This is a genomic window from Hymenobacter yonginensis (assembly GCF_027625995.1).
GTDB classification, from domain to species: domain Bacteria; phylum Bacteroidota; class Bacteroidia; order Cytophagales; family Hymenobacteraceae; genus Hymenobacter; species Hymenobacter yonginensis.
This window is the reverse complement of sequence record NZ_CP115396.1, coordinates 1,839,332-1,866,090: the sequence shown is the minus strand read 5'-3', so window position 1 is coordinate 1,866,090 and position 26,759 is coordinate 1,839,332. Positions and strand designations below refer to the sequence as shown.

Here is a 26,759-nt window from a genome sequence, read left to right as displayed (position 1 = left end):
GGCAGGAAGGTGACGCGTGCAAGGTAACGGAAAGCCAGAGCGCAGTAGCGCGAACTTTGTAGTTCGCGCCCTAGAACGACAATCGCTCCAACGGCGCGAGGACGCGAACTACAAAGTTCGCGCTACTAAAATTATGGCCTGCCTCCATTGCCATCCCGCAGCCGCCTATTTTTACGGATTGCCGCAGTTTCGGCAGCTTTCCCCGCGCTTCTCCCATGACGTTTTCCCGCACCTTCGACCTTCTGGCTCACCTGGCCCACACCACCCCCGCGGCCGACTGCCTGGTAGCAAAAAAGGACGACCAGTGGCAGCCGCTGAGTGCCGCCCAGGTGCAGGAAATGAGCAACCACGCCAGCCTGGGCCTGCGTGCCCTGGGCGTGCGGGCCGCCGATAAGGTGGCCATCATCTGTCCCAACCGCCCCGAGTGGGTGGTGGCCGACATGGGCATTGCCCAGCTGGGGGCCGTGAGCGTGCCCATGTACCCCACCATCACGGTGGAGGACTACCGCCACATTTTCCAGGATGCCGGCGTGCGCGTGGTGCTGGTGGAAGGCGAGAAGCTGCTGGCCCGGGTGCAGGAGGCCGTGGCCGGGCTGCCGCACGGCCCCGAACACATCCTCACCTTCGAGCCCACGCCCGGCCACCGCTCCTTCGCCGACCTGCTGGCTCTGGGTGCCGCCGCCGACGTGGCTGCGCTGGAACCCCTGAAAGCCGTCGTGCAGCCCGACGACCTGCTCACGCTCATCTACACCTCCGGCACCACCGGCCGGCCCAAAGGCGTGATGCTCAGCCACCGCAACATCCTGTTCAACTGCCAGAATCTGCTGAGCTACCTGCCCCTGTCCCCGGGCCACAAAACCCTCAGCTTTCTGCCCCTGAGCCACATTTTCGAGCGCACGGCCACCTTCCTGTACCTGCAGCTGGGCTTCAGCATCTACTACGCCGAAAGCGTGGAGCGCATTGCCGACAACTTGCGGGAGGTGCAGCCCCACGTGTTCACTACGGTGCCCCGCTTGCTCGAAAAAATCTACGACAAGATTGTGGCCACCGGCCAGCAGCTCACCGGCCTCAAGCGCAAGCTGTTTTTCTGGGCCCTCGACCTAGGGCTGCGCTACGACACCCAAAAAGACCAGGGCGCGTGGTACAACGCCCAGTTGGCCTTGGCTAATAAGCTGGTGTTCAGTAAGTGGCGCGAGGCTATGGGCGGGCAGGTGCGCTACATCGTGAGCGGGGGCGGGGCCCTGCAGCCGCGGCTGGCGCGGGTGTTCTGGGCCGCCGGTATCCGGGTGATGGAGGGCTACGGCATGACGGAAACTTCGCCCGTTATTGCCGCCAGCCAGCCCGTGCCCGAGGGCAACCTCATTGGGGCCGTGGGGCCGGTGCTGCCGGGCGTGGAAGTGAAAATTGCCGCCGACGGTGAAATCCTGACCCGTTCCCCTTCGGTGATGCAGGGCTACTACAACCGCCCCGACCTCACGGCCGAGGTCATCGACGCCGAGGGCTGGCTGCACACCGGCGACATTGGCGAGCTGGTGCAGGGCCGCTTCCTGCGCATCACGGACCGCAAAAAGGAGATGTTTAAGACCTCCAACGGCAAGTACGTGGCCCCGCAGCCCCTGGAATCGAAGCTGTCGGAGTCGCCGCTGGTGGAGCAGGTGATGGTGCTGGGCGAGGGCGAGAAGTACGCGGCCGCTCTGCTGGTGCCTGCCTTCACCGAGCTACGCGCTTGGGCCCGGCAGCACCAGCTCCCCGCCGACCTCTCCGACGCCGCCCTGGCCGCCCACGCCCAGGTGCGCCAGCTCTACGAGCAGCTGGTGCAACAAACTAACGCCGCCTTCGCCCAGTGGGAGCAGATCAAGAAAATCGAGCTGCTGCCGGCCCTCTGGAGCGTGGAATCAGGCGAGCTGACGCCCACGCTCAAAGTGCGCCGCAAAATCATCAGCCAAAACAACCAGCAGCGCATCGAGAACCTGTTTCGGGGCTAGCGCAGTAGCGCGAACTTTGTAGTTCGCGCCCCCGCGCTGTCCGGACGATTTCGTTTCAGCGGCGCGGGGGGCGCGAACTACAAAGTTCGCGCTACTACCGGCTATCCGGCCGTTGAGCAAATCTTTTCCGCGCCCCGGGTGTTATCTTTCCGAACCCGAATCCAACTGCCTCATGCGCAAAGACCTGTTCAACTTCGGCCCGATGCTCGGGTACTTTTTCCGCAAAGACGACCCCACGCGCCACACCAATTTCAACCTGCGCACCATGCACTTCATCAATAAGCTGAGCATGGCCATGTTTCTGGTAGGCCTTCTGGTGCTGATTTACCGCTGGTTCATCCGCTAAGCTGCACCACACAAAACGGCCCCGACAGCTGCTGCAAGGCAGGTGTCGGGGCCGTTGTAATTAAATCCGGACGTGGTTAGGGGCGCGTTTTCAGCGAGTCGCGCTTGTCGATGGCGTCGAGCACCTGATTGGCCGTGAAATCCTTGTCTACAGTGATGTAGCCGGCGGGCGCGATGCGGCGGCCGCTGCCGGTGATAAACGTGGGCCGGATGCGCATCGTCAGGCGCACGGGCTGCCGGTCGCGGTCGGCCAGACCCAGCACCAGGTCGGCCAGCGCCTCCCCGGATTGCTCGCCCACGGCTTCGCGCAGGTTGCTTTCCACCGTGACGGGAGCCAGCGCGGTGCCGTTGGGCGCCACTTCGATGCGCTCGGTGGAGCGGCCGGTGGCCACCTGCTTGCCGTCGATAAGGGCAATGTAGTCCAGCTCGTTGAGGGCGGCGGTTTCGTCGTTGGGGTTGCGGATTTCCAGATTCACGCGCATGCGCAGCGGCAGGTTACCGGTGGCGTAGGCAGTAGCCAGTCGGGCTTTGTCGATGGTGCTCAGGTCGCCGGGGCGCCGGATCTGGGTTACGTCGATGCCGGCCACGGTGGCTTGCTCCACCGACGCCAGCCGGATCTGGGTGTCCTTGAAGGCTTTGGCCTGCTGCACCTGCTCGGAGATGCCGCAGTTGCCGAGGCCCAGGGCCAGCAGCAGGCTGCCGGCAAGCAGGGAAAAGCGGGGTTTGGTAGAAGTGAGGCGGTGCAGCATGGTGGTTGTGGGTCAGGAGGAAAGAATTGGAATGACTGCCTATACCAGCTTCGTTTGCAGCGGGTTGCTATGCAACAGCCAATTGGCCGGATTTTATGCCCCGCACCTCTCGCCGCCGGCAGGGCCCACCGCCAAACAGCCCGCGCACTGCCTGCATGCTTCGTAAATCTGTTGAAACCGGTAGCTTAGCCGCATGAACATCGAAGACTTCCGCGACTATTGCCTGCTCAAAGCCGGCGTGACCGAAGAAACGCCCTTCGGCCCCGAAACGCTGGTGTTCAAAGTCGGCGGCAAAGTGTTTGCACTCACCGACATCGAAACCTTCGGCAGCATCAACCTCAAGTGTGACCCCGAGCGCGCCCAGGAGCTGCGCGAGCAGCACGAGTACGTGCTGCCCGGCTACCACATGAACAAGAAGCACTGGAACACGGTGCTTATCGGGACGGGCGCGCCGGAGCGGCAGCTACGCGAGCTAATTGACCATTCCTACGACCTGGTGCGCGCCTCCCTGCCCAAAAAGCAGCGCGACGAGCTGGCCGCCGCCGAGCAGTAGCCGGCTACGCTGCCCGCCCCGGCCGCTGCCTGCTAAACGGCAGGGGCGGCGGCTTTGTGAACGTATTACGGCTTGCTCAGTCCACGATATAGCCGGTGTGGGGCGGCGTGGGGGGCAGGGCCGGCAGGTCGGCCAGCTCGCGCAGGCTGGCCTCGATGGTCGTGCTCAGGGCGTTGAGGGGCAGATCGTTGTCTTCCAGGCCAAACGGTTCCTCAATTTCGCCGATGATGGCATCCAGCGCCATAAACGTGTAGCCGATGTACACCACAATCAGGGGCGTGGCCCAGCCGCTGGTTTCCACCAGCCCGAACGGAAGCAGGAAGCAGTACAGGTACACGGTGCGGTGCAGCAGCACGCCGTAGGTGTAGGGCACGGGCGTGTTGGCCAGCCGCTCGCAGCCCCCCACGATGTCGGAAAGCTGGTTGAGGTTGCGGTCGAAGGCCAGCTGGGTGGTGGTATCGAGGTAGCCGGTGGTGTGGGCCTGCCGGAGCCAGTGGCCCATTTCGCGCAGCAGCAGCACCGGCTGAAACTGGGCCTGCTGCACCGTGGCGGCCAGTTCGGGCGGCAGCAAGCGGTGCAGGTCGGCGGCCGGACTGGTGTGGCGCAACTGGTGGCGGAGCGCGTGCGAAAAGGCGATGAGCAGGCGCACGAAGTGCTGCACCTGCGGCGCATCGGGCGGGTAGCCGCTGAGCGTCAGCGCCTGCCGGGCCAGCGAGCGGGTGTCGTTGAGCAGCGCGCCCCAGAGCTTGCGGCCCTCCCAGAACCGGTCGTAGCTGACGGAATTGTAGAAGCCCAAAAAGATGGCCAACGACACCCCGAACAGGCTGAACGGCGCCGCCGTGAGCGGCACGTGGTACTGAAAAATAGTGCCGTGGAAATACGTCACGGCCGTTGAGACGAGCAGCAGCAGCAGCAAGCGGGGCAGAATCTGGGGCAGCACCGAACCGTGCCACACGAACAGCATGCGGAACCAGTTGTACTTCGGGCGGATGATCATGGGGCGGAGGGCCGGGGGTGGCCGGCAGAGAGTTGGGCTACGGAATGAAATCAGCGCCCGAAAACCAATTTGTAACAAAGGTAGTTACAATGCTACCTTTGTTTTTCTGAATCCCCGCTTTCCTCTTTCAGATTATGCAGATCAGCAGCCGTTTTTCTGTCGCCGTACACGTGCTTTCCCTGCTGGCGCTGCCAGAGCAGGATGGCGTGCTGCTGACCTCGGAGCGCATGGCGGGCAGCGTGAACACCAATCCGGTGGTGATTCGGCGGATTCTGGGGCAGCTCAAGAAAGCCGGGCTGGTGGAAGTGCGGCCGGCTTCGGGCGGTACGTCCCTGACGCGCCAGCCGGCCACCATCACGCTGCTGGAAGTGTACCGGGCCGTGGAAGTAGTGGAGGAAGGCCAGCTGTTCAGCGTGCATGACAAGCCCAACCCGGCCTGCCTGGTGGGCCGCCATATTCAGTCGGCGCTGGATGATACGCTGCAACGCGCCCAAACGGCCCTGGAGCGGGTGCTGGCCCACACCACCCTGCAGCAGGTCACCACCGACATTGCGGCCAAAGCCCTTATTTCCTGACTTTTTCTTTTGCGCTTGATTGTAACCGTATTGGTTACAGCGTGTTTCTTTTTCTCTTCACTTTACCCTTTACTGCCATGAAAATTGCCCTCATCGGTGCCACTGGCTTTGTTGGCTCCCGCATCCTAGCCGAAGCTCTGCAGCGCGGCCACCACGTAACCGCCCTCGTGCGCGACCCCGCCAAGCTCACCCAAACCTCCGACCACCTGACCGTGGTAACCGGCGACGTAACCCACGTTGACGAAACCGCCCGCCAGCTGGCCGGCCACGACGTGGTGATCAACGCCTTCAGCGCGGGCTGGACCAACCCCAACCTCTACCACGACTTCCTGGCAGGGGCCCGCGCCATCGAAGCCGCCACCGTGCAATCGGGCGTGGCGCGGCTGGTAGCCATCGGCGGGGCCGGCAGCCTCTACCTCAACGGCCAGCAGCTGGTCGATGGCCCGGACTTCCCCGCCGACATCAAGCCCGGCGCCCAGGCCGCCCGCGACTACCACAACGAGCTGAAAACCAACGACACCCTCGACTGGACGTTCCTGAGCCCCGCCATCGAAATGCACCCCGGCATCGACACCGGCCGCACCGGGCACTACCGCCTCGGCACCGAAAGCCCGGTCTTCAACGCTGAAGGCCGCAGCATCCTCTCGGGCGAAGACCTGGCCGTAGTAGTCCTCGACGAAGTAGAGCAGCCCAAGCACAGCCGCCAGCGGTTCACGGCGGCGTATTAGGGCAGTAGCGCGAACTTTGTAGTTCGCGTCCCCGCGCCGCTGAAACGGAATCGTCCGAACGGCGCGGGGGCGCGAACTACAAAGTTCGCGCTACTACCGGTTCACCGCAGAAAAGCAACAAGGCCCGCCGGACGAATCCGGCGGGCCTTGTTGCTACTCGTTAACAGCTAAAACTACACTACCACGTTCACCATGCGGCCGGGCACGACGATGAACTTCTTGGGCTCCTTGCCTTCGGCGAAGCGGGGCAGGAAGTCGGAGGCGCGCACGGCGGCTTCGATGTCGGCGGGGGTGGCGGTGGCGGGGAACTGCAGCGTCTCGCGCACCTTGCCGTTGATGGCCACGGGGTAGTTCACGGTGTCTTCCACCAGATACTCTTCGCGGAACTCGGGGTACTGGGCGTGGCTGATGCTGCCGGCCGGGTGGCCGAGCTGCTGCCATAGCTCCTCGGCGAGGTGCGGGGCGTAGGGGGAGAGCAGCAGCACCAGCGGCTCCAGGATGGCGCGCTTGTGGCAGTCGAGGGCCGTCAGCTCGTTCACCGTAATCATCAGGGCGCTGACGGTGGTGTTGAACGAGAACTTCTCGATGTCCTCTTCCACCTTGCGGATGGCCTTGTGCAGGGCCTTTAGCTCCTGGGGCGTTGCGGCCTCGTCGGTTACGGCGAAGGTGCCGTCCTGGGGGTGGTAGAGGCGCCAGAGCTTCTTGAGGAAGCCGGCCACGCCGCTCATGCCGTTGGTGTTCCAGGGCTTGAACTGCTCCAGCGGCCCGAGGAACATCTCGTACAGGCGTAGCGCATCGGCCCCGTACCGTTCAATCAGCGTGTCGGGGTTCACCACGTTGTAGAGTGATTTTGACATCTTTTCTACCAATGTGCCGCAAACATATGTTCCGTCGTCCTCCAAGATGAAGTCAGCAGAAGCATACTCACCACGCCAGCTTTTGAAAGCTTCCACGTCTAGTACATCATTCTCTACGATGTTTACATCAACGTGCAGTTCTGTCGTCTTATAAGCATCTTTCTTACCAGCGCTGACAAATGTGTTGGTGCCTTGAACACGATACACAAGATTCGAGCGGCCCAGAATCATACCCTGGTTGATAAGCTTCTGGAAGGGCTCGGGGGCCGATACCACGCCGAGGTCTTTCAGGAACAGGTGCCAGAAGCGGGAGTAGAGCAGGTGGCCCGTAGCGTGCTCTGCGCCACCCATATATAAATCAACCTGCTGCCAGTACTGCTCGGCTTCCTCGCCCACAAAACGACCGGTATTCTGCGGGTCCATGTAGCGGAGGTAGTACCAGCTGGAGCCGGCCCAGCCGGGCATGGTGCTCAGCTCGTACTCGTAGAGGCCTTTGTATTTCCAGTCCTTGGCGCGGCCCAGGGGCGGCTCGCCGGTTTCGGTGGGCTTGTACTCGTCGATTTCCGGGAGCACCAGGGGCAGGTCGGCTTCGGCCACGCCGTAGGCAGTGCCTTCCTTGTAGTAAATCGGGATGGGCTCGCCCCAGTAGCGCTGGCGGCCGAAGATGGCATCGCGGATGCGGAAGTTGGTTTTGCCCTTGCCGATGCCGCGCTGCTCCAGCTCCCCAATCAGGGTTTGGGTGGCCTGCTTGTAGTTCTGGCCTTTGATGAGGCCGTGCAGGTAGAGGCCGTCCTTGGTCGGGTCGGCCTGCTCGTCAATCTGCTGGGCATCCACCACCTGCGTGATGGGCAAGTTGAAGTGCTTGGCAAACACGTAGTCGCGCTGGTCCCCGCTGGGCACGGCCATCACGGCACCGGTGCCGTAGCCAGCCAGCACGTAATCGGCAATCCAGATTTGGATGGGCTCGTTGCTGAACGGGTTGAGGGCGTAGAAGCCGGTGAAAGCGCCGGAAACCGTCTTGGTATCGGCCATCCGGTCGCGCTCCGAGCGGCGCTTGGTGGCGTCGATGTAGTCCTGGATTTCGGCCTGCTGCTCCGGCGTGGTCAGCTCCTTCACCAGCTCATGCTCGGGCGCCAGCACCAGGAACGTGGCACCGTAAATGGTATCCACGCGCGTGGTGTACACTTTGATCTGTGCCTGCTCGTGGCCTTGCACCGCAAAGCTGACCTCGGCGCCGATGCTTTTGCCGATCCAGTTGCGCTGCATTTCCTTCACGGCATCGGGCCAGTCGAGGGAGTCGAGGCCCTGGAGGAGGCGGTCGGCGTAGGCGGTGATGCGCAGGTTCCACTGGGGCATCAGGCGGCGCTCCACGGGGAAGCCGCCGCGCTCCGAGAGGCCGTCTTTCACCTCGTCATTGCTCAGCACCGTGCCCAGGCCGGGGCACCAGTTCACGTAGGTGTCCTGCTGGTAGGCCAGGCGGTAGGGGTGCACGGCCTGCAGGCGCTGCTTTTCCGAGAACAGCTTCCACTGGCCCGCCGTGAAGCTGTGGCGCTCCTCGTCGTCGCCGGCCGCGCGGATACCTTCGCTGCCGTGCTGCTCGAACTTCTCCAGCAGCGTTTTCAGCGGCTCGGCCTTGTTGGTGTCGAGGTTGTACCAGCTATTGAACAGCTTGAGGAAAATCCACTGCGTCCACTTGTAGTACGCGGGGTCGGAGGTGCGCACCTCGCGGCTCCAGTCGTAGCTGAAGCCCAGGGAGTTGAGCTGCCGGATGTAGGTGTCGATGTTCTGCTCCGTCGTGATGGCCGGGTGCTGGCCGGTCTGGATGGCGTACTGCTCGGCGGGCAGGCCAAACGAGTCGAAACCCATAGGATGCAGCACGTTGAAGCCGCGCAGGCGCTTGTAGCGCGACACGATATCGGAGGCAATGTAGCCCAGCGGATGGCCCACGTGCAGCCCCGCCCCGCTGGGGTACGGAAACATGTCGAGCACGTAGTATTTGGGCTTGTCGGAGGCGTTATCGGCCTTGAACGTCTGCTGATCTTTCCAGTGGGCTTGCCACTTTTTCTCAATATCCTGGGGATGGTAGCCGGGCATGGGCAGTCGGGTATGCAATGAATCGGAACGGGCGAAATTACGCGGAATTGCCGGGAAAACGCCGCCTTGTTCGTTTGGGGCCGACAGGCGGGTAGTAGTGCGAACTTTGCAGTTCGCGCCCCCGCGCCGTTTGGATGGCTATATCGGCTTTGGAGAATGTGACAATGCTTCCGGCCTTGCCCAGCCCCGCAACGGTGTAGAGACGCGACACTTCGCGTCTACTCGTTGCTGACGTTATTTAGGCGCACGGTGCGGTGCCAGTCGTTCTGGCGGAGAGACGCGAAGTGTCGCGTCTCTACATCGTTCTGGCCGCCAGCTGAATCGTGCCGCGGCAACCGCTCCGTGGCCCAAGGTTTACCCCGTGGGCTGGTGAAGCAACGGCGCTTTGGGCCAACACCCGCGCAACGCCACCGTAAGCACCCGAAAATTCCCCAAATTCCGCCCGCCTATGCCCCTGATAGAATACCCCGCCCTGCTGCTGCGCTTCCTGCGCCAACGGTTTGACCTGCGCGACGATACCGCCGACCCGGCCGTCATCGAGGACAGCGTGGAATCGGGCGTTACGTTCCGGGGCACCAATCTGTGGGTGCTCATCTTCGCCATCCTCATTGCCTCAGTGGGGCTCAACGTCAATTCCACGGCCGTTATCATCGGGGCCATGCTGATTTCGCCGCTGATGGGGCCGCTGGTGAGTGTCGGCTACAGCGCCGCCACCAACAACCCCGACCTGCTGCGGCGCGCCGTGAAAAACCTGGGGCTGGCAGTGGTTATCAGCCTGCTGACTTCCACGGTGTACTTCCTGCTGACGCCCTTGAGCGGGGCGCAGTCGGAGCTGCTGGCCCGCACCGAGCCCACCATCTGGGACGTGCTCATTGCGTTGTTCGGGGGGCTGGCCGGGGCCGTGGGCCTCACGCGCCGCGAGAAAAGCAACGTCATTCCCGGTGTGGCCATTGCCACGGCCCTCATGCCGCCGCTCTGCACGGCCGGCTACGGGCTGGCCTCGGGCCACTGGGATTACGCGCTGGGTGCGTTCTACCTGTTTTCCATCAACTGCGTATTCATCACGCTGGCAGCTTTTCTGGTGATTCGGTTTCTGGGGCTGCCGGCCCACCGTTTTCAGGACGAGGCCCAGGCCCGGCGGGTGCGCCGCCTGATGCTGGCGGCGGCCGTGGTGGTGGCCGGCCCCAGCGTGTGGCTGGGCTACCGCATCGTGCAACGCTCGGTGTACGCCCACGCCGCCGAGGAATTTGTGGCTAAGGAGCTGGATTTCGCGGGTACCTACGTGGTGACGCGGCAGATTGACCCCCGCCAGCGCACCATCAACGTGCTGCTGGTAGGCCGCCCCGTGGATACGGCCCGTCTAGGCGCGGCCCGCCGCCAACTGGCCAGTTACCGCCTGAACCGGACCTCGCTGGTGGTGCGCCAGGGTTTGCAGGCCTACGATTCGCTGGATGCCCAGACGTTGCGCCAGAGCCTGCTGGAAGACATGCGCGCCCGCCAGAGTCAGGCCCAGAGCCGCTACGAGGTGGAACTGAACCGTATGCAGCAGCTGGTGGTGGCCGCCCGCACGACCCTGCCCGCTCCCGAGGCCCTGCTGCGCGAGGCGCAGGTAGAGCATCCCGCCGTGCGTCGCCTGTCCCTCACGGTGCTGCCCCGCCCAGCCGTTGTGCGCGACTCGCTCCCTGCCGATACCGTGCTGGTCGTCAGTGCAGAAACCCGCGACGCTTTGCCGCTGGCGGAGCGGCAGCGGCTGGCCCAGTGGCTGCGCGCCCGCACCAACCGCCCGCAGGTGCAGCTGTTGGTGGTTCCCGTGCCCGCCCGCCCGGCCGCAGCCAACGTGTCCCTGCCCGCCGTGCGCGTGCAGTCTTCAGCCACTCTGGCCCCCAAGGCAGCTAAAAGCAAGTAGGGGCGGCAGATAGGCACATTTCAGAACGTCATGCTGAGCCTGCCGAAACATCTCTACCGCTTCGTTGCAACATCAACCCAACGAAGCGGTAGAGATGCTTCGGCAAGCTCAGCATGACGTTCTAGGTTTTCTGTACGCAGCCAGCTTACCCCGCCACCGGCAGTGTGAAGCAGAAGTGGCTGCCCTGCGCCGGCTCACTCTCCACCCACAGCCGCCCGCCCTGGGCCTCGATGAACTCGCGGGAGATGCTCAGGCCCAGCCCCGAGCCGCCCTTGTGGCCCGAGGCATTGGGCACTTCTGAGAAACGCTGGAAGATCCGCTCGTGGTACTCCAGCGCAATGCCCGGCCCGCAGTCCTGCACGCTGATCTGCAATTCCTGCGGGGCGGCCTGGTGGGCGCGCACGCACAAATCGGCGCCGCGGGGGGAGTAGCGGATGGCGTTGGCCAGCAGGTTGATGAGCACCCAGGTGGTTTTTTCCACATCGGCGCGGGCGGCGGGCAGGCTTGCGGGCAGTTCCAGGCGCAGCTGCAGCTCCTTGTCGTCCACCTGCGGGCGCACCGTGTCGATGGCGTAGTTCACCACCTGGGCCAGGGTGATGGGCTGTACATCGAACTGGATTTCAGCCCCCGCATCCAGCCTGGACACGGCCAGCAGCTGGCCCACCATGCCCAGCAGACGCTGGGTTTCGTCGCCGATGCCGTCGGCCAGGCGCTGGCGTTCCTCGGGCTCGGTGCGCGCATCCTGCAGCAGCATCAGACTGAGCTTGATGCTGGCCAGCGGGGTTTTCAGCTCGTGCGAAATGGTGGCCAGGTAGTTGGACTTCACTTCATCGAGCTTCTTGAAATCCGACACGTTGCGCAAACTCAGAATGTGGCCTACAAACTCGGTGCGGCCGGTTTCACGGTTGCGGCTCACGATGTGGTTGAGCGTGAGCTGGTAATAGGCCGTTTCGCCGTCGGGGCGGGCGAAGGTGAGCGTGACGGGGGCGGGCGTGGTGCCGGCTTGGGCGCCTTCCTGGGCCAGCAGGGGGCGGAACAGGGCGTTGAGCAGCTCGGTTTCCTGGCTCAGGTCCTCGGCCCGGCGGCCCACCAGGGCGGCGGCCTCGCGGCCCAGCAGCTCCCGGGCCACGGGATTGGCCAGCAGCACGGTGCGGTCGGGGTCGAGCAGGAGCAGGCCCTCATCGAGGTGCTCAATCAGGCTTTCCAAACGGCTGCGCTCGGTGGCCAAAGCCGCCCGCGTGACGCTGCGCTGGTCCTGCATGTAGCCGAAGGCGCGGTTGAGGGCTAACGCCACGGCCCCCACTTCGTCGTTTTTGGCAATGGATACCTGAGTGGCCGGGCCGGGACTGGCCACGTCCTCCACGTCGGCGCGCAGGCGGCGCAGGGGGCGCAGCACGGCCCGGGGCAGGCGAACCACTAGGCTCAGGCCCACCGCCGTGCTCAGCAGCAGCAGCGCCAGCACCGTGCGCCGGGCCTGGCGGGCGGCGGCGGCGGCCTGGTCGGTCTGGCGGTTGAAGGAGCGGGCGTTGAGTTGCATCATGCGGTGGGTGGCGGCCCGCAGCCGGTGCAGCTGGGTTACCTGAGCGGTGGCCGGGGCGCGGTCATCCACCAGGCGCTGGTAGTCAGCCAGCTGCTGGGTGAGGGTGTCCACCAGTTCCAGCTCGCCGGGCTCGGTGATGTTGGCGGCTTCGCGGGTGAGGGCGCGGCGCAGCTGCTGCAGCGGCGGCTGGGCCGTGGGCTGGTCCTGCAGCGCCTCCAGGGCCCGCAGCATCTGCTCGCCGTACTCCACCGAGCGGAAATTAGCCCGCTGAATGCCCCGGGCCCCACCTTCCAGCCGCTGCAAACTAAAGAACGTGTACCCGCCCAGCCCCAGCAGCAGGACCAGCATCAGCGCAATGCTCAGGCGGATTTTGAGTTTGAGGGACATGGGATGTGCTAGAGCTAAAAACTAGTTCCCCTCCTTGGAAAGGAGGGGCTAGGGGTGGTTGATGGTGAAAGAACGATGCTAGTGCTAGTTGCTGGTTGTGTCTGAAAAGTCGTTTGAAACTCGCTGAACGTCATGCTGAGCTTGTCGAAGCATCTCTACCGCTTCGCATGAACTGTCTGACGAAGCGGCAGAGATGCTTCGGCAAGCTCAGCATGACTGTTTTAGAGTTTTCAGATACAGTCTAGTTGATGTTCAACGATTGTCAACCACCCCCAACCCCTCCTTTCCAACGAGGGGAGCTAGAAACTAGCTCTAGTTTTCCGGTTTACAACTGCCCCTACAGCTCGTACTCCTGCACCTTCCGGTACAGCGTGGTGAGGCCGATGCCGAGGCGGCGGGCGGCTTCGGTTTTGTTGCCCTGGCACTGGTGCAGCACCTGGCGGATGTGGCGGGCTTCCACGGCGCGCAGGCTCTGGTCGGCGGGGTCGGCGTCGGGGCTGAGCGGGGCGGGCAGGGTGTGGAACTCGTCGGGGAGGTAGCCGGCGGAGAGGGGCTGGTCGGTGGGGGCCAGGATGGCGGCGCGTTCCAGCACGTTTTTCAGCTCCCGCACGTTGCCGGGCCACTCGTAGCGCTGCAGCAGCTCCACGCACTCGGGCTCCAGGCCCGGCAGGCGCTTGCGCAGCTGGGCCGCGAAGTGCTGCAGAAAGTGCGCCGCCAAAGCCGGCACGTCGGCGGCCCGGTCGCGCAGGCTGGGCACGTTGAGGGTGAAGACGGAGAGGCGGTAATAGAGGTCGGGGCGGAAACGGCCTTCGGCGGCTTCCTGCTTGAGGTTACGGTTGGTGGCGGCCACAATGCGCACGTTCACGCTGGTGGGCTTGGTGTCGCCGAGCTTGGTGAACTGCCGCGTCTCCAGCACCCTGAGGAACTTGGCCTGCACGTTCAGCTCCAGCTCCCCGATTTCGTCCAGAAACAGGGTGCCACCGCTGGCTTCTTCCAGCAGGCCCTTCTTATCGGCCAGCGCGCCCGTAAACGCGCCCTTCTTGTAGCCAAACAGCTCCGATTCCAGTAGATCCTTGGGGAAGGCTGAGCAGTTCACGGCTACGAAGGGCTTGGCTTTCCGTTCGCTGGCCTCGTGCAAAGCCTGGGCAAACAGCTCCTTGCCCGCGCCGGTGGGGCCTTCCAGCAGCACGGTGCTGTCGGTGGGGGCTACCTGGCGGGCCAGGTCCTGGGCGCGGCGCAGGGCCGGGGCCGCGCCCACCATGCTCTCGAAGCTGAACCGCTGGCTCATGCGCCGCTCCAGCTCGGCCACGCGGTGGCGCAGGCGGGCTTTTTCGGCGGCGCGCTCCACCACCACCACCAGCTGCTGCTCGTAATCGCCCTTGGTGAGGTAGTCGAAGGCGCCCTGCTTCATGGCCCGCACGCCGTCGGGGATGGTGCCGAAGGCGGTGAGCAGCACGATTTCGCAGTCGGGGGCCTTGGCGCGGTAGCGCGGCATCAGGTCCACGCCGTGGCCGTCGGGCAGCTTTACGTCGGAAATGACCACCAGCACCTCGCGGGCGTGCTGCTGCAGCAGCTCCAGGCCACGGCTGGCATCGGGGGCCTGCAGCACGGTGTAGCCTTCCAGCTCCAGCACCCGGGCCAACAGCTGGCGCAGGCGGGCTTCATCGTCAATCAGGAGCAGGGTACCGGTGGGCATTTTGGGAATTAGTAATGAGTAATTAGTAATGAGGAATTCGGATGCGAAAGTATCGGCTTATTGGGGAAACTGCAGGTTGCAGGGTAGAGACGCAATATCTTGCGTCTCGTCGTTGAACGGCTTTGCCCGAGCGGTTCAAACAACATCCGCAACGACGAGACGCAAGATATTGCGTCTCTACAGGCCCGTTTCTATGTCAGATAAACAAAGTCGTGAGCTTTATCTTCTCGAAAGATTTTTACCCGAGTTGTTGGATGGGAAATCGTACTCGCTGATCCAACCTGCTCCGCCATTGCCAGATGTTATTATCCACATTGATGGAAAATTGGTCGGCATTGAAATCACTGATCTAATACCAGACAGTGGCGTTAGGCAGCGAGAGGCCGCGCAGGATGCCATTGTTAGTCAAGCTCAATGCCTCTTCGAAGCACGCCACCCTATTCCATTGCATGTTTCCGTTGATTTCGTCGAATCGGTTGATTGGAAGCGGGTCGACCGCAAGCAGGCAGCAGTGTATCTGGCTAATTGCGTTGAGCAGCAGATAAAACATCTTATATCGAATCTAGCGAGGCAGTCGCAATTTGATATCTGTATTAACGACGTTGGGCACACCCATATTCAGGGATTTAGCTTATTTTACCTAGACCGTCTCACCGAATCCTGCTGGTCACCGATTACTAGTTTTTGGGTGCCTGAAATTTCGTCCGAAACAGTTCAGGCTATCATTCAGCGTAAGAGCAATAATGTTGGAGGCTATCTGACGGGTTGTGAAGAAGTGTGGTTGTTGATACTGGAAACAGGCAGTCCCTCGTCTTATTTTGGTTCTTTTGAAAAGCTTGTGTCTAATAGTTTCATCAGTAGTTTCTCTAAAACATTGATAGGCCGAGTATCGAAAGGAGAGATAATTGAGCTGAAAACAAGCTTGACAACTTAGTTACGCACTACCCCGAATCTCCTCCTTCAGATGCTCCACGAACCGGACGAATTCCGGTTCGGCTTCCACGTTTTCGTGCCAGGCGAGGCCCATTTCGGCGAGGTTGTACTGGTGCTGGGGGCTGATGGTGGCGCCGGGCAGCAGCTGGCCCGCGGCGTCGCGCTCTTGGCCGAGTAGCCAGAGCCGGTCGGAGAGGGCGGTGGTGGTAGCCAGGTCGTGGGAGACGATGACCACGGTGTTGAGCTCGTCGAGGGTGGTGACTTCGAGGATGATTTTGCGCACCTCGTCAATCATGGCCACATCGAGGCCGGAGAAGGGCTCGTCGAGCAGGATGAGGTGGTCGGAGCAGAGCAGCTGCTGGGCAATGGCGGCGCGCTGGCGCTGCCCGCCCGAGAGGTGGGCCGGGTACTTGCTGCGGTGGGGCGTGAGCTGGAACCGCTCCAGATACTCTTCGGCCTGGCGGCGGGCCTCGGCGGGGTCGGGGTAGCGGCGGGCGGCGGCCACCAGCAGGTTGTCGAGCAGGGTGCGGTGGTTGAACAGCGGGTAGTGCTGCTGCACGAAGCCCACCGCGCCGGGCGTGGCCGGCTGTTGCGCCTCGCCCACCAGCACCTCGCCGCTACTGGGGGCCAGCAGCCCCGCCATCAGCCGGCACAGGACAGATTTGCCCATGCCCGAGCGGCCGTAGAAGCCCACCACCTGGCCCTGGTTCATGCCCGGCCGGCACACATCCAGCACCTGCGCCGAAATATCGCGCAGAATGGTTTCCCCGTGCAGCGTCAGCGACACGTTGTCGAGGGTGAGGACGGGGGATTTGTAGGAGTAGGGAGTCATGGGGGTAGGGTGCTTGCTGGTTTAGTAGAACGTCATTCCGAGCTTGCCGAGGAATCTTGCGTGCTGATGTTGTGCTTGTGATTCGATGAATAGGAAGATCTCCTATGCCTAGCCTGGGGCTAGGATGGTTACTTCGGCAAAGTCAGCACGCGAGATTCCTCGACTTCGGCTCCGCCTTCGCTCGGAATGACGTTCATTTGAAAGCACCGCCTGTTTACTGCCCATTCACCGCGCCGCCGCCAGGCTGGCGTAGGGGAAAAACACGCGGCGGAGCAGGCCGAAAACATAGTCCTGGGCGGCGCCGGCGGCGAGGATGACGAGCTGGATGGCCACCACGCCGTCGAGGTGGAGGTAGCGGTTTTGCTTGTAGAGCAGCAGGCCGATGCCGCCTTCCGATTGGTAGAGGGTTTCGACCAGCGTAATCATCGTCCAGATGATGGCAAAGTTCTGGCGCACCACTTCGAGCATATCGGCCAGCTTGCCCAGTACCACCACTTCCCAGAAGCTGCGCCACTCGCCCAGGCCCAGGGTGCGGGCGTGGTCCAGCTCCTGCTGGGTGGTGCTGAGCATCACGGCCGTCATGCCCGTGACTAGGTACACGGTGGTGGCGAAGGTGAGCACCGAGAGCTTCACCTCGTGGCCCGAGCTCACCAGCAGGGCCACGAAAAACGTGAGGCCGGTAAGGGTGAGGTAGCGCATCTTGGAAGCCGCGTAGGCCAACGGCCGAAAAAAGGGCAGGGCCGTGAGGTAGGAAATCAGCAGCGCCAGCACCGTGGCCATGCCCAGGGCCTGCAACGCGGTGGTCATGCTGGCCCACAGCTCCGGAATCAGGCCCTGGGTGGTGGTGAGGTCGGCCAGGGCGCGTAGCACGTCGCCGAGGGAGGGAAACAGCTGCAGCGGGTAAAACAGCCACAGCAGCAGCAGCAGCCCCGCCTGCCCGGCCGCCATCAGGGCAAACGTGGTGCGCGGCGGCCGGGCGTTGGGGAGGAAGAGGGATTTCATGGGGGCAATGAGTGAATGGGTGAATGAGCGAATGAGTGAAGTAGCTTGTCATCCTGAGACGGTAGCCGACGGACCTTTTCACGGGCGGACGTCATTTCCCGCAGAGGTCCGCAGAGGAATGCGCAGAGGTTCGCGGAGGTCGTGCAACTGCCATTAGGTCCTTCGCAGGCTCAGGATGACACTTCACTCATTCACTCACTCGCTAATTCACCGCTAGTTGCCTAGCACAATTTCCACGCGGCGGTTGCGGGCTTTGCCTTCGGGGGTGGTGTTGGGGGCCACGGGCTCCTGGGCGCCGTGGGCGTAGGTTTGCACACGGCCGGCGGGGAAGGCGCTGGCGCTGCGCTGCTCCAGCCACTGGCGCACGGCTTCGGCGCGGTCCTGGCTGAGCTGCTGGTTGCGCTGGGCGTCGCCCACATTGTCGGTGTGGCCGTGGACGGCTACTTTCAGGCGGCCGGCCACTACCAGGTCGTTGAAGAGCTGATCGAGCTGCTGCTCGGCGGCGGGGGTGAAGGTGCGCTGGCCGGTGTTGAACTCGATGTTCCAGGCCCGTCGACTCACGCTCTGGCGGATTTCGTCATCGGCGGCAAACTGTTGCTGCTCGGCCGGGGCCAGGGTTTTGCCGCGGTATTTGTCCTGCAGCTTGCGCAGCGGGGCCAGGTCCAGCATCTGGTCGAGGGGTACGTAGCTGGGCAGTTCCTTGGGGTAGAGCTGGTGCTGCACGTCGCCGAAGGTTTTGTACACGGCCGCGTAGATGTTGGTGCCGCCTTCGTTCAGGCCAAACAGGGCCAGGTTATCGGCAAAGTTGAAGGCCTTGGAGCCACCCAGCTCCACCACCTCGCCGTTGCGGTCGGCCTCGCTCACGCCCTTGTAGTAGCGCAGCCAGTAGCTGCCGGGCTTGTCCTTATCGCCGTACACCACGCTGGAAATATCGGCGGCGCGGCTCAGGGCCTCGGGGTGCGATTTTACCTGGTCGCCGGCCACGGCCAGGGCCGTCATCAGGGCTTCTACCTCCTTCGGGTGGGCGTCGTACCAGCGCTTGGTGGTCACCATGATGTTGGGCATCTGGTTGCTGTAGTCCTTGGTGCTCACGATGTTCACCAGGCCGCCTTTCTGCTTGGCAATGTTCACGTCGCCGGGCGTCCAGGTGGCTACGGCGTCGGCTACCACGTCCACTTTCACGCCGGTGTTCTTGCCTTTTACCACTTTCACGCGCTGCTCGGGTTTGCCGATGATGTATTTCTCGGCGGCCACCAGGAAGTCGGAGGCGGCCATGAAGTTCACGGCCTCGGGGTCGTAGGTGGTTTCGTCGGGGTTGACTTTCAGGCCGTTGTCGGCGCACCATTTCAGGGCAATGTTCTGGTCGCCGTCGCGCAGGTAGCAGGCCACCGTTTTGCCCAAAGCGGCTTTGGGGTTATCCAGCCACTCCTTAGGGCCCATCAGTTTGTCTTCGCCGAAGCTCTTGCCCACCGAGTAGGGAATGATCTGCAGGCCGGTGCCGGCTTTTTCCAGCTGGGGCTGCACCGCCGAGAAGGCCGGTAGGCCGTCGCCCATGATGCTCACCAGCAGGCCCGGCGTTTCGGGGTTGCTTTGCAGGTCGAGGGCGTTTTTCACCAGGTCGGCCTGCATTTTGGCCACATCGTCCTGGCGCACAATCTGCATGTCCAGGCCGCCGGCGGCCATGCTGGAGCCCTGGGTGGTGCGGGGGCCGCCGTTGGCCAGCATGCCGGCCATCTGCGAGTTCCAGGCCATCACCTCCCACACAAGCGGGCTGCCCTTACCAGAAGGCGTTTCAGAAGGCAGCGGGGCCAGCGGCACCGCCACGTTGGTGCGCGAGCCGCCGGCGCTGCTCGGCAGCTCAATGGAGCTCAGCAGCACCGATTCGGTGGCGGCTTTCTTGAACAGCACCCCGCTCTGCACGAGCTTATTGATGCCGAAGTACAGCAGCGCTGCAAGCAGCACGCCTAGTACCAGTTTACCACGGGTTGTCATTGTCGTTGTTCGTTTTGGGTTGGTTGTTTTTGTTGTTGTTCCGGCACGCGGCTCCCGGTTCCCAGGGCTGAAGCCCTGGGCTAGTCAGGGAAATGTTGAGGCGTGACCGGGCATTTGAGGCGTTTCGTAGCCCAGGGCTGCAGCCCTGGGAGGCCTGGGGGCCGGCTGTTTTTAGCGCTAGTCGCCTCACCCCAACCCCTCTCCGAAAAAGTAGAGGGGCTCTAGCTTTTAGTTTCTAGTGGTTGTTCTGGTGGGTTTACCACCCCGCCCTTCGGGCACCCCTCCTTGAAAAAGGAGGAGAGTTTGTAGCTCTAGCTTTCGTATTTTCCCTAATCCCTAATCCCTAATCCCTAATCCCTAATCCAGCAGACTGCGGTAGGCGTCGTTGGTGGCGGTGCGCTGTTGGGCGGGGGTGGTGGGGGCGGGCTTCTCGTCGAGCAGGGCGTTGAAGTCGCCTTTCTGGTATTTCTCCAGCAGGCGCTGGCCTTTCTCGCTCATCACGCCGTTCTGGATGTCCATTTCCTTCACGAACTCCTGCGAGTAGCGCATGGCCTGCTTGATCTGGCCGAGCTGCTGGGCCATGTCCTGGGCCACGCGGTCGGTGGCCAGGTCGAAGAAGTACTTCTTGTCCGGGTCGCCGCGCAGGATGTTCATGGCGGCCCGCATGCCCGAGCTGGTGCGCTTCACCAGCTGGTACTCGTCCTTCAGCAGGTTCACCTTGAACTTGCTGCCGTCAATCTGGCGCAAAGCGGCTTTCAGAATCTGGCGCATCACCAGGCTCACGTTCTGGGTGGTGGTGGCCATGGGCTGCAGGCGCTGGTTGTAGTCTTGGAGCTGGGCGGCGCGGGAGGCGTACTGCTCGGCGGCGTCGGGTTCGCGCTGGCGGGTGGCGGCGTCGGCCAGGGCCAGGTACTCGCGCATCTGCAGGGTGTTGGCTTCCAGCTTGCGCTTCACCAGCTCGTGGGCGCCCTCCACGTGGCCCACTTCCTCCTCCATCTTGCGGGCCTCCTGGGAGGTGCTGCGGATGTAGTCCTCCATGATGCCGATGGGGTCGGTGTTGACGAAGATGCCGGCGGCAGTGCGGAAGATGCGCTGCCCGGCGTACCACAGCCCTGCCTTCACGCGGGGGCTGGTGAGGACCAGCCAGGCCGCCAGCAGCACGCCCAGCCCGATGCCCAGCTTCACGGTGTCGAACACCATTTCGACGAGGAAGGGCACAATGGTGCCCCAGCAGTACACGCCGGCCCCGGCCAGCCCGGCCAGAAACACCCAGCCGGCCACTTTTTCGGGCTGCTGCCACTTGGGCAACTCGCCTGTTTTGAAATCGGGAGTGGAAAGAGAGTTCATGGTTTTTAAGGTGATGAGGTAATGGAGTTATGGGGTGATGAGGTAAATGGGTAAGAGGTGGTGTGTGCTGCCAAGCGGAAGGTCTGTTCACCATTCACTTGTCACTTCATCACCATTTACCTCATCACCTCACTTCAGCAGAAAGGCCTGCACGGCCTGCTGGTGGGCTTTTAGCTCGGCCGAGGCGGTGGCGTGGGCCAGCTCGTAGGAGGCCAAAGCCGCGGTGGCTTTCTGCTGTTGCTGCTGCAGCGCCTGGCGCACGGCTTGCAGGCGCTGCTGGGTTTCTTCCAGCTGCCGGGCCAGGTCGGCGAGGCCGGTTTGCAGCTGCTGTTCCTGCTGCTGGAGCTGTACCAGTGGGCTGGGCGGCACGTTCGGAATCCGGATTTCGCCCATCTTCTCGCGGTGCCGCTCCAGAATGCTGTTGCGGTCCGAGGTCAGCTTCAGCTCAAACTGCTCGGCCGATTTCAGCAACGCCGGCAAATCCAGGCTGGTGACGGCGGCAAAGGCGTTGAAGGCCGTCTGGTACAGGATGGGGCCCGAGAGGCCGCTGGCCTGCAGACTGGTCACCATTTTGGTGAAGGCCATGAAGTCCTTGCCGTCGCCCGAGAGCAGCTGCCGGATGTGGTCGAGGTGGCGCTGCTCGGGCTGGGTGAGGAGCGGGGCCGCGGCGGGGGTAGGAGCGGCGGGCAGGCTGCCCAGCGGAAATGGGGCCGGCTGGCCCGGCAGGGCCCGGACAGCCACTGCGGCTACCGAGGGGCCGCCCGGGGAAGCTTCCTCTATGAAGAAGTCTTTGGCGGCTTTGGTGATGGAATCGAAGAGCGGCATGGTTGGCGGCGTTTAGGAGGATGAATGCCTATTGCCAAACCGAATGCCGCCAACTGTCTGTCTGGATTGAATTATATATAAGTAGTTGTAAGTCAATTGATAAAATAAAAAAGAGCCAACGCATACGCGTTGGCTCTTTCGTTACACCCTATCAAAACGGAAGGGTGGAAATCCGGAATGGTAGGCTGGGTGGAGGCTTACGATGAGGGTTTCAGCATGAAGTCCCCCGCTGCTTCTTACTGCAGCTTCCAGGTTTTGGCGCGGTCCTCGGTGAAAGCGGCCAGGATGAGGCTGCCCTCGGGCTGAAACTGCACGAAGCTGGTGCGGCCCTTGCCCTGGCAGGTGAAAATCAGCTGCTTTTCGGGTGGGCTCCACACGGAGGTAAGGCCGGTGGGGCTGCCCAGCAGAACCAGCTGGGCGTCCTCGTCGAAGGCAATGGCCACGGCCGGCTGCTCCAGCACCTGGGTGTGGGGCGCGGCGCTGGTGCCGGGGTGCCAGCTGCGGAATTCGGGCGTGCCGGCCACCGCCAGCAGACTGTCGCGCCCGAAGCTGAGGCCCTGCACGGAAGTGCGGAACAGGGCCATTTGCTGGTAGGCGCGGGTTTTCAGGTCCTGCACCAGCACCATGCCCGTCTCGAAGCCGGTGGCCAGGCGGGTGCCGTCGGTGCTGAAGCTCAGGGCCGTAATGTCGCCCACCACGGGGCCGTTGAACTCCAGCTCTACGGGCTCGGTGGCGGGGTAGCGCAGGTTCCAGAGCCAGCGCCGGCTCCGCGAGGCCAGCAGGGCCTGCTGGCCATCGGGCGAGAACAGCACCCGCGTGACGTCGGACGGGGCCTGCCAGCGGGCCAGGGTGGTGAGGGTTTCGGGATTCCAGGCGTGGGCCTGGCCGCTGGCATCCACGCTCACTACCGTATCGAGGCGGGGGGAGAAGGCAAAGGATACCACTGGTTGCCGGTGCTCCCGGTAGGTGCGCAGCAACAGGCCGGTGCCGGTCTGGAACACTGCTACCTGGCTGGTGCCGCCGCTCACACCCACCAGCCGGCCGTTGCGGCTGAAGCCGGTAAGCGAGCCGGAGCCCTCGGGCATCACAAATTCGCGGCGGGGCGTGGGCAGGGCCCCGGGCCCCAGCAGCCAGCTCAGCAGCAGAAGAGAGAAAAGCCGAATCATACCGTTAGCGCATCACGGTGAATACCTTGGTTTCCGTGCCCGTGGGTACGGTTAACTCCACGCTCTTCAGCAGCAGGGCATCGTTTTTTAGCTCCAGCGCCGGGGTGCCGTAAGCTACCTTGCTGAAGTTGTTGCGCAGCTGCTCGGCATCGCGCGGGGCTACTTTGATAAAGAACGGCCCGGCAAACAGCTTGGAGCTGACCTGGTACATTTCCGTATCGGGGTTGTAGCTGGCCAGGCTGAAGGTCTGCCAGTCGGCGCTCTGGGGGAAGGCGGCCAGCATCTTGGTGCGGGCTTCCTGCTTGAATTCTTCCCAGCGCTTGAGCTTCTGGGCCATGCGCTTTTGGTACTCGTCGGTTTTCTCAAACTCGCCCTTCTTCTCCCACTTTTCCAGCTGCGTATCGGCGTAGGCCGACACCCGGTCGAAGGTGGACGGCACCCGCCAGATTTTCAGGGACCCGTCGCGGCTCACGCTGGCCAGCTGGCGGCCGTCGGGGCTGAACACGAGGGTTTCCACCTCGGCCGTGTGGGCCTCGCCCGACACGTCGCGCACCAGCAAGCCGGTGGCCATGTCCCAGACTTTCACTTTCCGGTCGCCGCCGCAGGTGGCAATCAGCTGGCCGTCGGGGCTGAAGGTGGTGCCCCATACGTCGGAGAGGTGGGCCGGCACCACGGCCACGGCCTGGCGGGTGCTCACGTCCCAGATGCGGGCCGTGTTGTCCCAGGCCCCGCTCACCACATAGCGGCCGTTGGGCGAGAAGCGGGCATCCCACACCTCATCGGTGTGGCCGTTGAGCACGTATTTCTGCTGCCAGGTTTGGGTGTCCCAGCCACGCACCGTCCGGTCGCCGCTGGCCGTGAGCAGCTCCGCGCCGTTGGGGCTGAAGGCCACCGACGTCATGTTGTTGGAGCGGCCCTTGTTGGTACGGTTTTTCTCGTAGGCGGCCGTGGAGGCCACGGCGGCGGCTTTCTGGCCGGTGAGGGTGGCCACCTTCACGCCGCTGAAGGTTTCCCACACGATGGACTGGCCGTCCCAGCCGGCGCTGGCCACCAGCTTGCTGTCGGGGCTGAAGGCCACGTCGCGCACGTAGTCGGTGTGCTCGGTGTTTTTGCGCAGGATTTCACCCGTAATGGCATCCCACAGAATCAGAGCCTTATCTACGCCGCCCGAGGCAATGTAGCGGCCATTGGGGCTGAACTTCACCGTCACCACGTCGTCGGTGTGGCCGTGCAGCACCATGGCCTGCTTGCCGGTTTCGGCGTCCCAAATCACAATATCGCGCCCCAGACCGCCGGTTACTAGGCGCTTGCCATCGGGGCTATAATCTACGGCCAGCAGGGCGGCGGACGTCTGAATGTTCTGGACCAGGTTGGGCGTAGCGGGGCCGCTTTCGGGGTCGGAGGCCAGGGCCAGTGGAGCCGTTAGGGCCAAAGCCAGTGCGAGTAGAGGAGCTTTCATACGGGGATGTAGAAAAAATAAAATGAGAGAAATGAAGACCAGAAGAAGCCCCTAGTACACACCGCCAATGGTGCGGTCGGGGAGGGTTGGCAGCGCCGGCAGGGTCTGCGGCGCACGCAGGCGCAACGAAGTGGTGTCGGTGAGCGTGGCCAGAAAAGTCGTCAGGTCCTGCACGTCGGCGTCGCTGAGCGGGTGGGCCGTGGCCTGGCGGTGGAAGGCATCGGTGAAGGCGGCGGCCAGGGTGGGGTGCTGGCCCCGGGCCCCGTAGGGCGGCGTGACGGCCACGTTGCGCAGACCGGGTGTTTTGAGCAGCAGGCCGGCCTGCACCGGGTGCAATTGGTCGTCGCGGAAGGCGGGGGCGGGGTGGCAGCGGCCACAGTCGGCGGCGGTGAACACGCGCAGGCCGCGCAGGGCCGGCTCGGGCAGGGCAGCCTGGCCCCGTTGGTACTGGTCGAAGGGGCTGTTGCGGGCCTGCTGGCTGCTGAGGAAGGCAATGAGGGCCTGGTTGATGGTGGCCTCGCCGATGGGCGCGGCAAAAGCCTGCCGGAAGCGGCGGCGGTACTCGCGGCTCTGGTTGAGCTGCCGGGCCACGGCGGCGTAGGTGGTGTTGAACTCGCGCGGGTTGGTCACCACGCTTTCAATCACCTCCGACAGGCTGCCGGCCCGCCCATCGTGGAAAAACCGGCGCTGTTCGGTGGCGTTGAGCAGGGTGGGCGTGTTGCGCTCCAGGCTGGCCGCCAGCCGGAAGGCCCGGGCCGTGGCGCGGTGGTCGGTGTAGGCTTTCTGGGGGCGGTGGCAGGAGGCGCAGCTGCGTTTGCCGTTGGCCGACAGCGCCGGCTCGTAGAACAGCAGCCAGCCCAGCTCCTGCTGCTGCCGGAGCGGGCGCGCGGGCGGAGCGGCCGGCCCGGTTTCGGCAACCGGCCGGGTGCTCCACAGCAACCACAGAATACTAAAACAGAACAACACGAGGCAACTCCTTTGGTCGGGCCAAACGCTCAACTGGCGTTCAGATAAGTAACCAACGGCTGGGCTTGCGGGATTGAAAGCGGATTGCGTGTTAGGTTAAAAAATATAAAATTCTATATTAATTTATTTGTGTAATAAGTTAAGTTATATACTGGCCTTAATGAGCGTGTTAGGGCGTAAAAAAGGCCTTCCAACGCAGGGAAAATGAGGTGTCAATTTGGAGCCAGACTGCCGGATTTGTCCAACTTCTGGAACAGACTTCCTTAACCAGCGGCCGGCCACCTCAGCCTGCCAACGGGCAACGCCCGTCCCAGGTTCCCTCCGTCCCGAGCACCCGAAACCGGGCAAACATCTCCTCCCCGTACCAATCCTCCTGGCGGGTAAGGCGAATCACTTCCTTATGCTTTTCGCTGCGGTAGGCGTAGTCCTGCATGGCCCTGGCCGACTCCCACAGGCTCACGGTGGCCTGGCGCACCACCGGCAACTCGCCCAGCCCGATGGCAGCACGTACGCCCGGGGCGCCGGCAATGGTGGCACTTACCGGGGCCACGTAGCGCCAGAAGCGCGGCGTTTTGCGCAGCCGGATGGAGGCCCGCGTGAGCACCAGCAGGGGCCCGTCGGCGGCGGCTTCGGTTTCGTAGTCGAAGGGGTTCGCGCCGTCCCAGAGCCCGTGGGCTTTGAGCGGGGCCAGCCGCGCCGTCCAGATTTCGCGGGTGCGCTGCCGGTACTGCTGCCACAGCGTGTGCCCCTCGAAAAACGCCCGGGCCGCCTCCTCCGAGTCCCACACGGCCATCAGGCCGTAGCGGTGCAGGTTGGGCAAAGCCCCGAAGCCGCCCGCGCCGCTGCCCAGCAGCTTCTGAAACCGCAGGCCCGGAACGCGCTGCAGCGGCCCCTGGGCGGTGCCCATCTGCGCAAAGCCCCAGCGCCGCTGGTTGGGGAGCAGGGTGATGATGGAGAGGGTGGTAAGAGGCAAGGGGCCGGAGCTGAAAAGAGTAGGGATTGGTAAGGTGGAAACTGCCATTCAGAACGTCATGCTGAGCTTGCCGAAGCATCTCTACCGCTTCGTTGAATACTGCTGCAACGAAGCGGTAGAGATGCTTCGACAAGCTCAGCATGACGTTCTAACATGATGGCAACAACTCCAAATCAACAAAAAAGGCCCGGAATTGCTTCCAGGCCTTTTGCGTATTGGTAGGCGAAGCCTACTTCACTTCTACTTTGGCGTGCTCGTTTACGTCGTCGGAGGTGCTCCGCTCGCCGGTGGCCAGGGCTTTCACGTACGCGGCGGCCTGGGTGAGGAGGCTGCTGGGGGTGTCCCAGTACTCGCCTTTCTCAATCTGCACTTTCAGGATGTAAATGCTCTCGTCATCTTTGCCTTTGGGGAACCAGGCGCGCATTGGCTCGCTCCAGAGCTGGTCGATTTCGGCCTGGTTGCGGTAGGCGTTGGCGCGGCCCGATACCGACACGTACACGTTGCTGTCGGGGTTGGCGTAGCTCAGGTTTACGTGGCTGTCTTTCTTTACCTCGTACACCTTGGCCGAGTCTTTATCGGTCAGGAACACCAGGGCGCTGCTGCCGTCGGGCTTTTGGGTGAACATGGGGCGGCTGCGCAGGCTGCCGTCTTCGTCCTGGGTGGTGAGCATGGCAATGCGCACATCCTTGATTTTTTCGAGCAGGGTGGAGAGGTCGTTGGTTACGGGCGTTTGGTTAGCCATGGTAGGGTAGGAATGGGGGAAGAATCAGATGAACAACGGCGGCCATGTCCCGGGGAGCCGGGCCGGCCGCTCTGCCCTTGCTTACGGCCCGTCCGGGCCCCGGGTTGGCC

General features: G+C 63.3%; 22 protein-coding genes. 7 read left to right on the top strand and 15 right to left on the bottom strand.

Translation table 11 applies throughout. From position 1 onward, the window contains the following. Positions 1-215 precede the first annotated feature (215 nt). Complete coding sequence (locus O9Z63_RS08170; protein WP_270128806.1) at positions 216-1,985, top strand: AMP-dependent synthetase/ligase; 1,770 nt, start codon at positions 216-218, stop codon at positions 1,983-1,985. Positions 1,986-2,157: 172 nt separating this feature from the next. Beyond that, complete coding sequence (locus O9Z63_RS08165; RefSeq protein ID WP_270128805.1) at positions 2,158-2,331, top strand: DUF6728 family protein; 174 nt, start codon at positions 2,158-2,160, stop codon at positions 2,329-2,331. Between the two features lie 76 nt (positions 2,332-2,407). Here O9Z63_RS08165 and O9Z63_RS08160 read toward each other — a convergent pair whose 3' ends face one another. Then, positions 2,408-3,079 (bottom strand): LEA type 2 family protein, encoded by a 672-nt coding sequence (locus tag O9Z63_RS08160; protein ID WP_270128804.1) that lies wholly within the window; start codon positions 3,077-3,079, stop codon positions 2,408-2,410. 193 nt (positions 3,080-3,272) lie between these two features. Between O9Z63_RS08160 and O9Z63_RS08155 the strand changes: the two genes are divergently transcribed. Further along, a complete protein-coding gene (locus O9Z63_RS08155; RefSeq protein ID WP_270128803.1) occupies positions 3,273-3,632 on the top strand; it encodes an MmcQ/YjbR family DNA-binding protein in 360 nt (119 codons plus the stop codon). 76 nt (positions 3,633-3,708) lie between these two features. Here O9Z63_RS08155 and O9Z63_RS08150 read toward each other — a convergent pair whose 3' ends face one another. Then, complete coding sequence (locus tag O9Z63_RS08150) at positions 3,709-4,629, bottom strand: bestrophin family protein (protein ID WP_270128802.1); 921 nt, start codon at positions 4,627-4,629, stop codon at positions 3,709-3,711. Between the two features lie 134 nt (positions 4,630-4,763). Here O9Z63_RS08150 and O9Z63_RS08145 point away from each other — a divergent pair, with 134 nt between their 5' ends. After that, positions 4,764-5,204: an Rrf2 family transcriptional regulator gene (locus O9Z63_RS08145; protein WP_270128801.1), complete on the top strand. Its 441-nt coding sequence runs from the start codon at positions 4,764-4,766 to the stop codon at positions 5,202-5,204. 77 nt (positions 5,205-5,281) lie between these two features. Continuing rightward, positions 5,282-5,932: an NAD(P)-dependent oxidoreductase gene (locus tag O9Z63_RS08140; RefSeq protein WP_270128800.1), complete on the top strand. Its 651-nt coding sequence runs from the start codon at positions 5,282-5,284 to the stop codon at positions 5,930-5,932. Positions 5,933-6,105: 173 nt separating this feature from the next. On the opposite strand, the gene leuS is transcribed toward O9Z63_RS08140, so the two are convergent. Then, entirely contained in the window at positions 6,106-8,883 is a 2,778-nt protein-coding gene (leuS, locus tag O9Z63_RS08135) for a leucine--tRNA ligase (protein WP_270128799.1), read from the bottom strand. A gap of 448 nt (positions 8,884-9,331) precedes the next feature. On the opposite strand from leuS, the gene O9Z63_RS08130 reads away from it, so the two are divergent. Then, entirely contained in the window at positions 9,332-10,789 is a 1,458-nt protein-coding gene (locus tag O9Z63_RS08130) for a DUF389 domain-containing protein (RefSeq protein ID WP_270128798.1), read from the top strand. Between the two features lie 145 nt (positions 10,790-10,934). Here the strand turns inward: O9Z63_RS08130 and O9Z63_RS08125 are convergent, their stop codons facing one another. Both O9Z63_RS08125 and O9Z63_RS08120 read right to left on the bottom strand, forming a co-directional pair. Continuing rightward, entirely contained in the window at positions 10,935-12,716 is a 1,782-nt protein-coding gene (locus tag O9Z63_RS08125; RefSeq protein WP_270128797.1) for a HAMP domain-containing sensor histidine kinase, read from the bottom strand. Positions 12,717-13,053: 337 nt separating this feature from the next. Further along, a complete protein-coding gene (locus O9Z63_RS08120; RefSeq protein WP_270128796.1) occupies positions 13,054-14,412 on the bottom strand; it encodes a sigma-54-dependent transcriptional regulator in 1,359 nt (452 codons plus the stop codon). A 193-nt stretch (positions 14,413-14,605) separates the two neighbouring features. On the opposite strand from O9Z63_RS08120, the gene O9Z63_RS08115 reads away from it, so the two are divergent. Continuing rightward, complete coding sequence (locus O9Z63_RS08115) at positions 14,606-15,346, top strand: hypothetical protein (protein WP_270128795.1); 741 nt, start codon at positions 14,606-14,608, stop codon at positions 15,344-15,346. On the opposite strand, the gene O9Z63_RS08110 is transcribed toward O9Z63_RS08115, so the two are convergent. The 10 genes from O9Z63_RS08110 to O9Z63_RS08065 form a co-directional block, all read right to left on the bottom strand. Next, positions 15,347-16,177 carry an ATP-binding cassette domain-containing protein gene (locus O9Z63_RS08110; RefSeq protein WP_270128794.1) on the bottom strand — a complete coding sequence of 277 codons (831 nt, stop codon included), beginning with the start codon at positions 16,175-16,177 and terminating at the stop codon, positions 15,347-15,349. A 225-nt stretch (positions 16,178-16,402) separates the two neighbouring features. Beyond that, positions 16,403-17,179, bottom strand: a complete 777-nt coding sequence (locus O9Z63_RS08105) for an ABC transporter permease (protein WP_270128792.1) — start codon at positions 17,177-17,179, stop codon at positions 16,403-16,405. Between the two features lie 213 nt (positions 17,180-17,392). After that, entirely contained in the window at positions 17,393-19,171 is a 1,779-nt protein-coding gene (locus O9Z63_RS08100; RefSeq protein WP_270128791.1) for an OmpA family protein, read from the bottom strand. Between the two features lie 357 nt (positions 19,172-19,528). Beyond that, positions 19,529-20,518 carry a hypothetical protein gene (locus O9Z63_RS08095; RefSeq protein WP_270128790.1) on the bottom strand — a complete coding sequence of 330 codons (990 nt, stop codon included), beginning with the start codon at positions 20,516-20,518 and terminating at the stop codon, positions 19,529-19,531. Positions 20,519-20,647: 129 nt separating this feature from the next. Beyond that, positions 20,648-21,343 carry a hypothetical protein gene (locus tag O9Z63_RS08090; protein ID WP_270128789.1) on the bottom strand — a complete coding sequence of 232 codons (696 nt, stop codon included), beginning with the start codon at positions 21,341-21,343 and terminating at the stop codon, positions 20,648-20,650. A 236-nt stretch (positions 21,344-21,579) separates the two neighbouring features. Further along, positions 21,580-22,509, bottom strand: a complete 930-nt coding sequence (locus O9Z63_RS08085) for a WD40 repeat domain-containing protein (protein ID WP_270128787.1) — start codon at positions 22,507-22,509, stop codon at positions 21,580-21,582. Between the two features lie 4 nt (positions 22,510-22,513). Further along, positions 22,514-23,968 (bottom strand): WD40 repeat domain-containing protein, encoded by a 1,455-nt coding sequence (locus tag O9Z63_RS08080; RefSeq protein WP_270128786.1) that lies wholly within the window; start codon positions 23,966-23,968, stop codon positions 22,514-22,516. 51 nt (positions 23,969-24,019) lie between these two features. Beyond that, a complete protein-coding gene (locus tag O9Z63_RS08075) occupies positions 24,020-24,934 on the bottom strand; it encodes a cytochrome-c peroxidase (protein ID WP_270128785.1) in 915 nt (304 codons plus the stop codon). A 283-nt stretch (positions 24,935-25,217) separates the two neighbouring features. Next, positions 25,218-25,907: a spheroidene monooxygenase gene (locus O9Z63_RS08070; RefSeq protein ID WP_270128784.1), complete on the bottom strand. Its 690-nt coding sequence runs from the start codon at positions 25,905-25,907 to the stop codon at positions 25,218-25,220. Between the two features lie 229 nt (positions 25,908-26,136). Continuing rightward, positions 26,137-26,649: a pyridoxamine 5'-phosphate oxidase family protein gene (locus O9Z63_RS08065; protein ID WP_044017558.1), complete on the bottom strand. Its 513-nt coding sequence runs from the start codon at positions 26,647-26,649 to the stop codon at positions 26,137-26,139. Between the last annotated feature and the right edge of the window lie 110 nt (positions 26,650-26,759).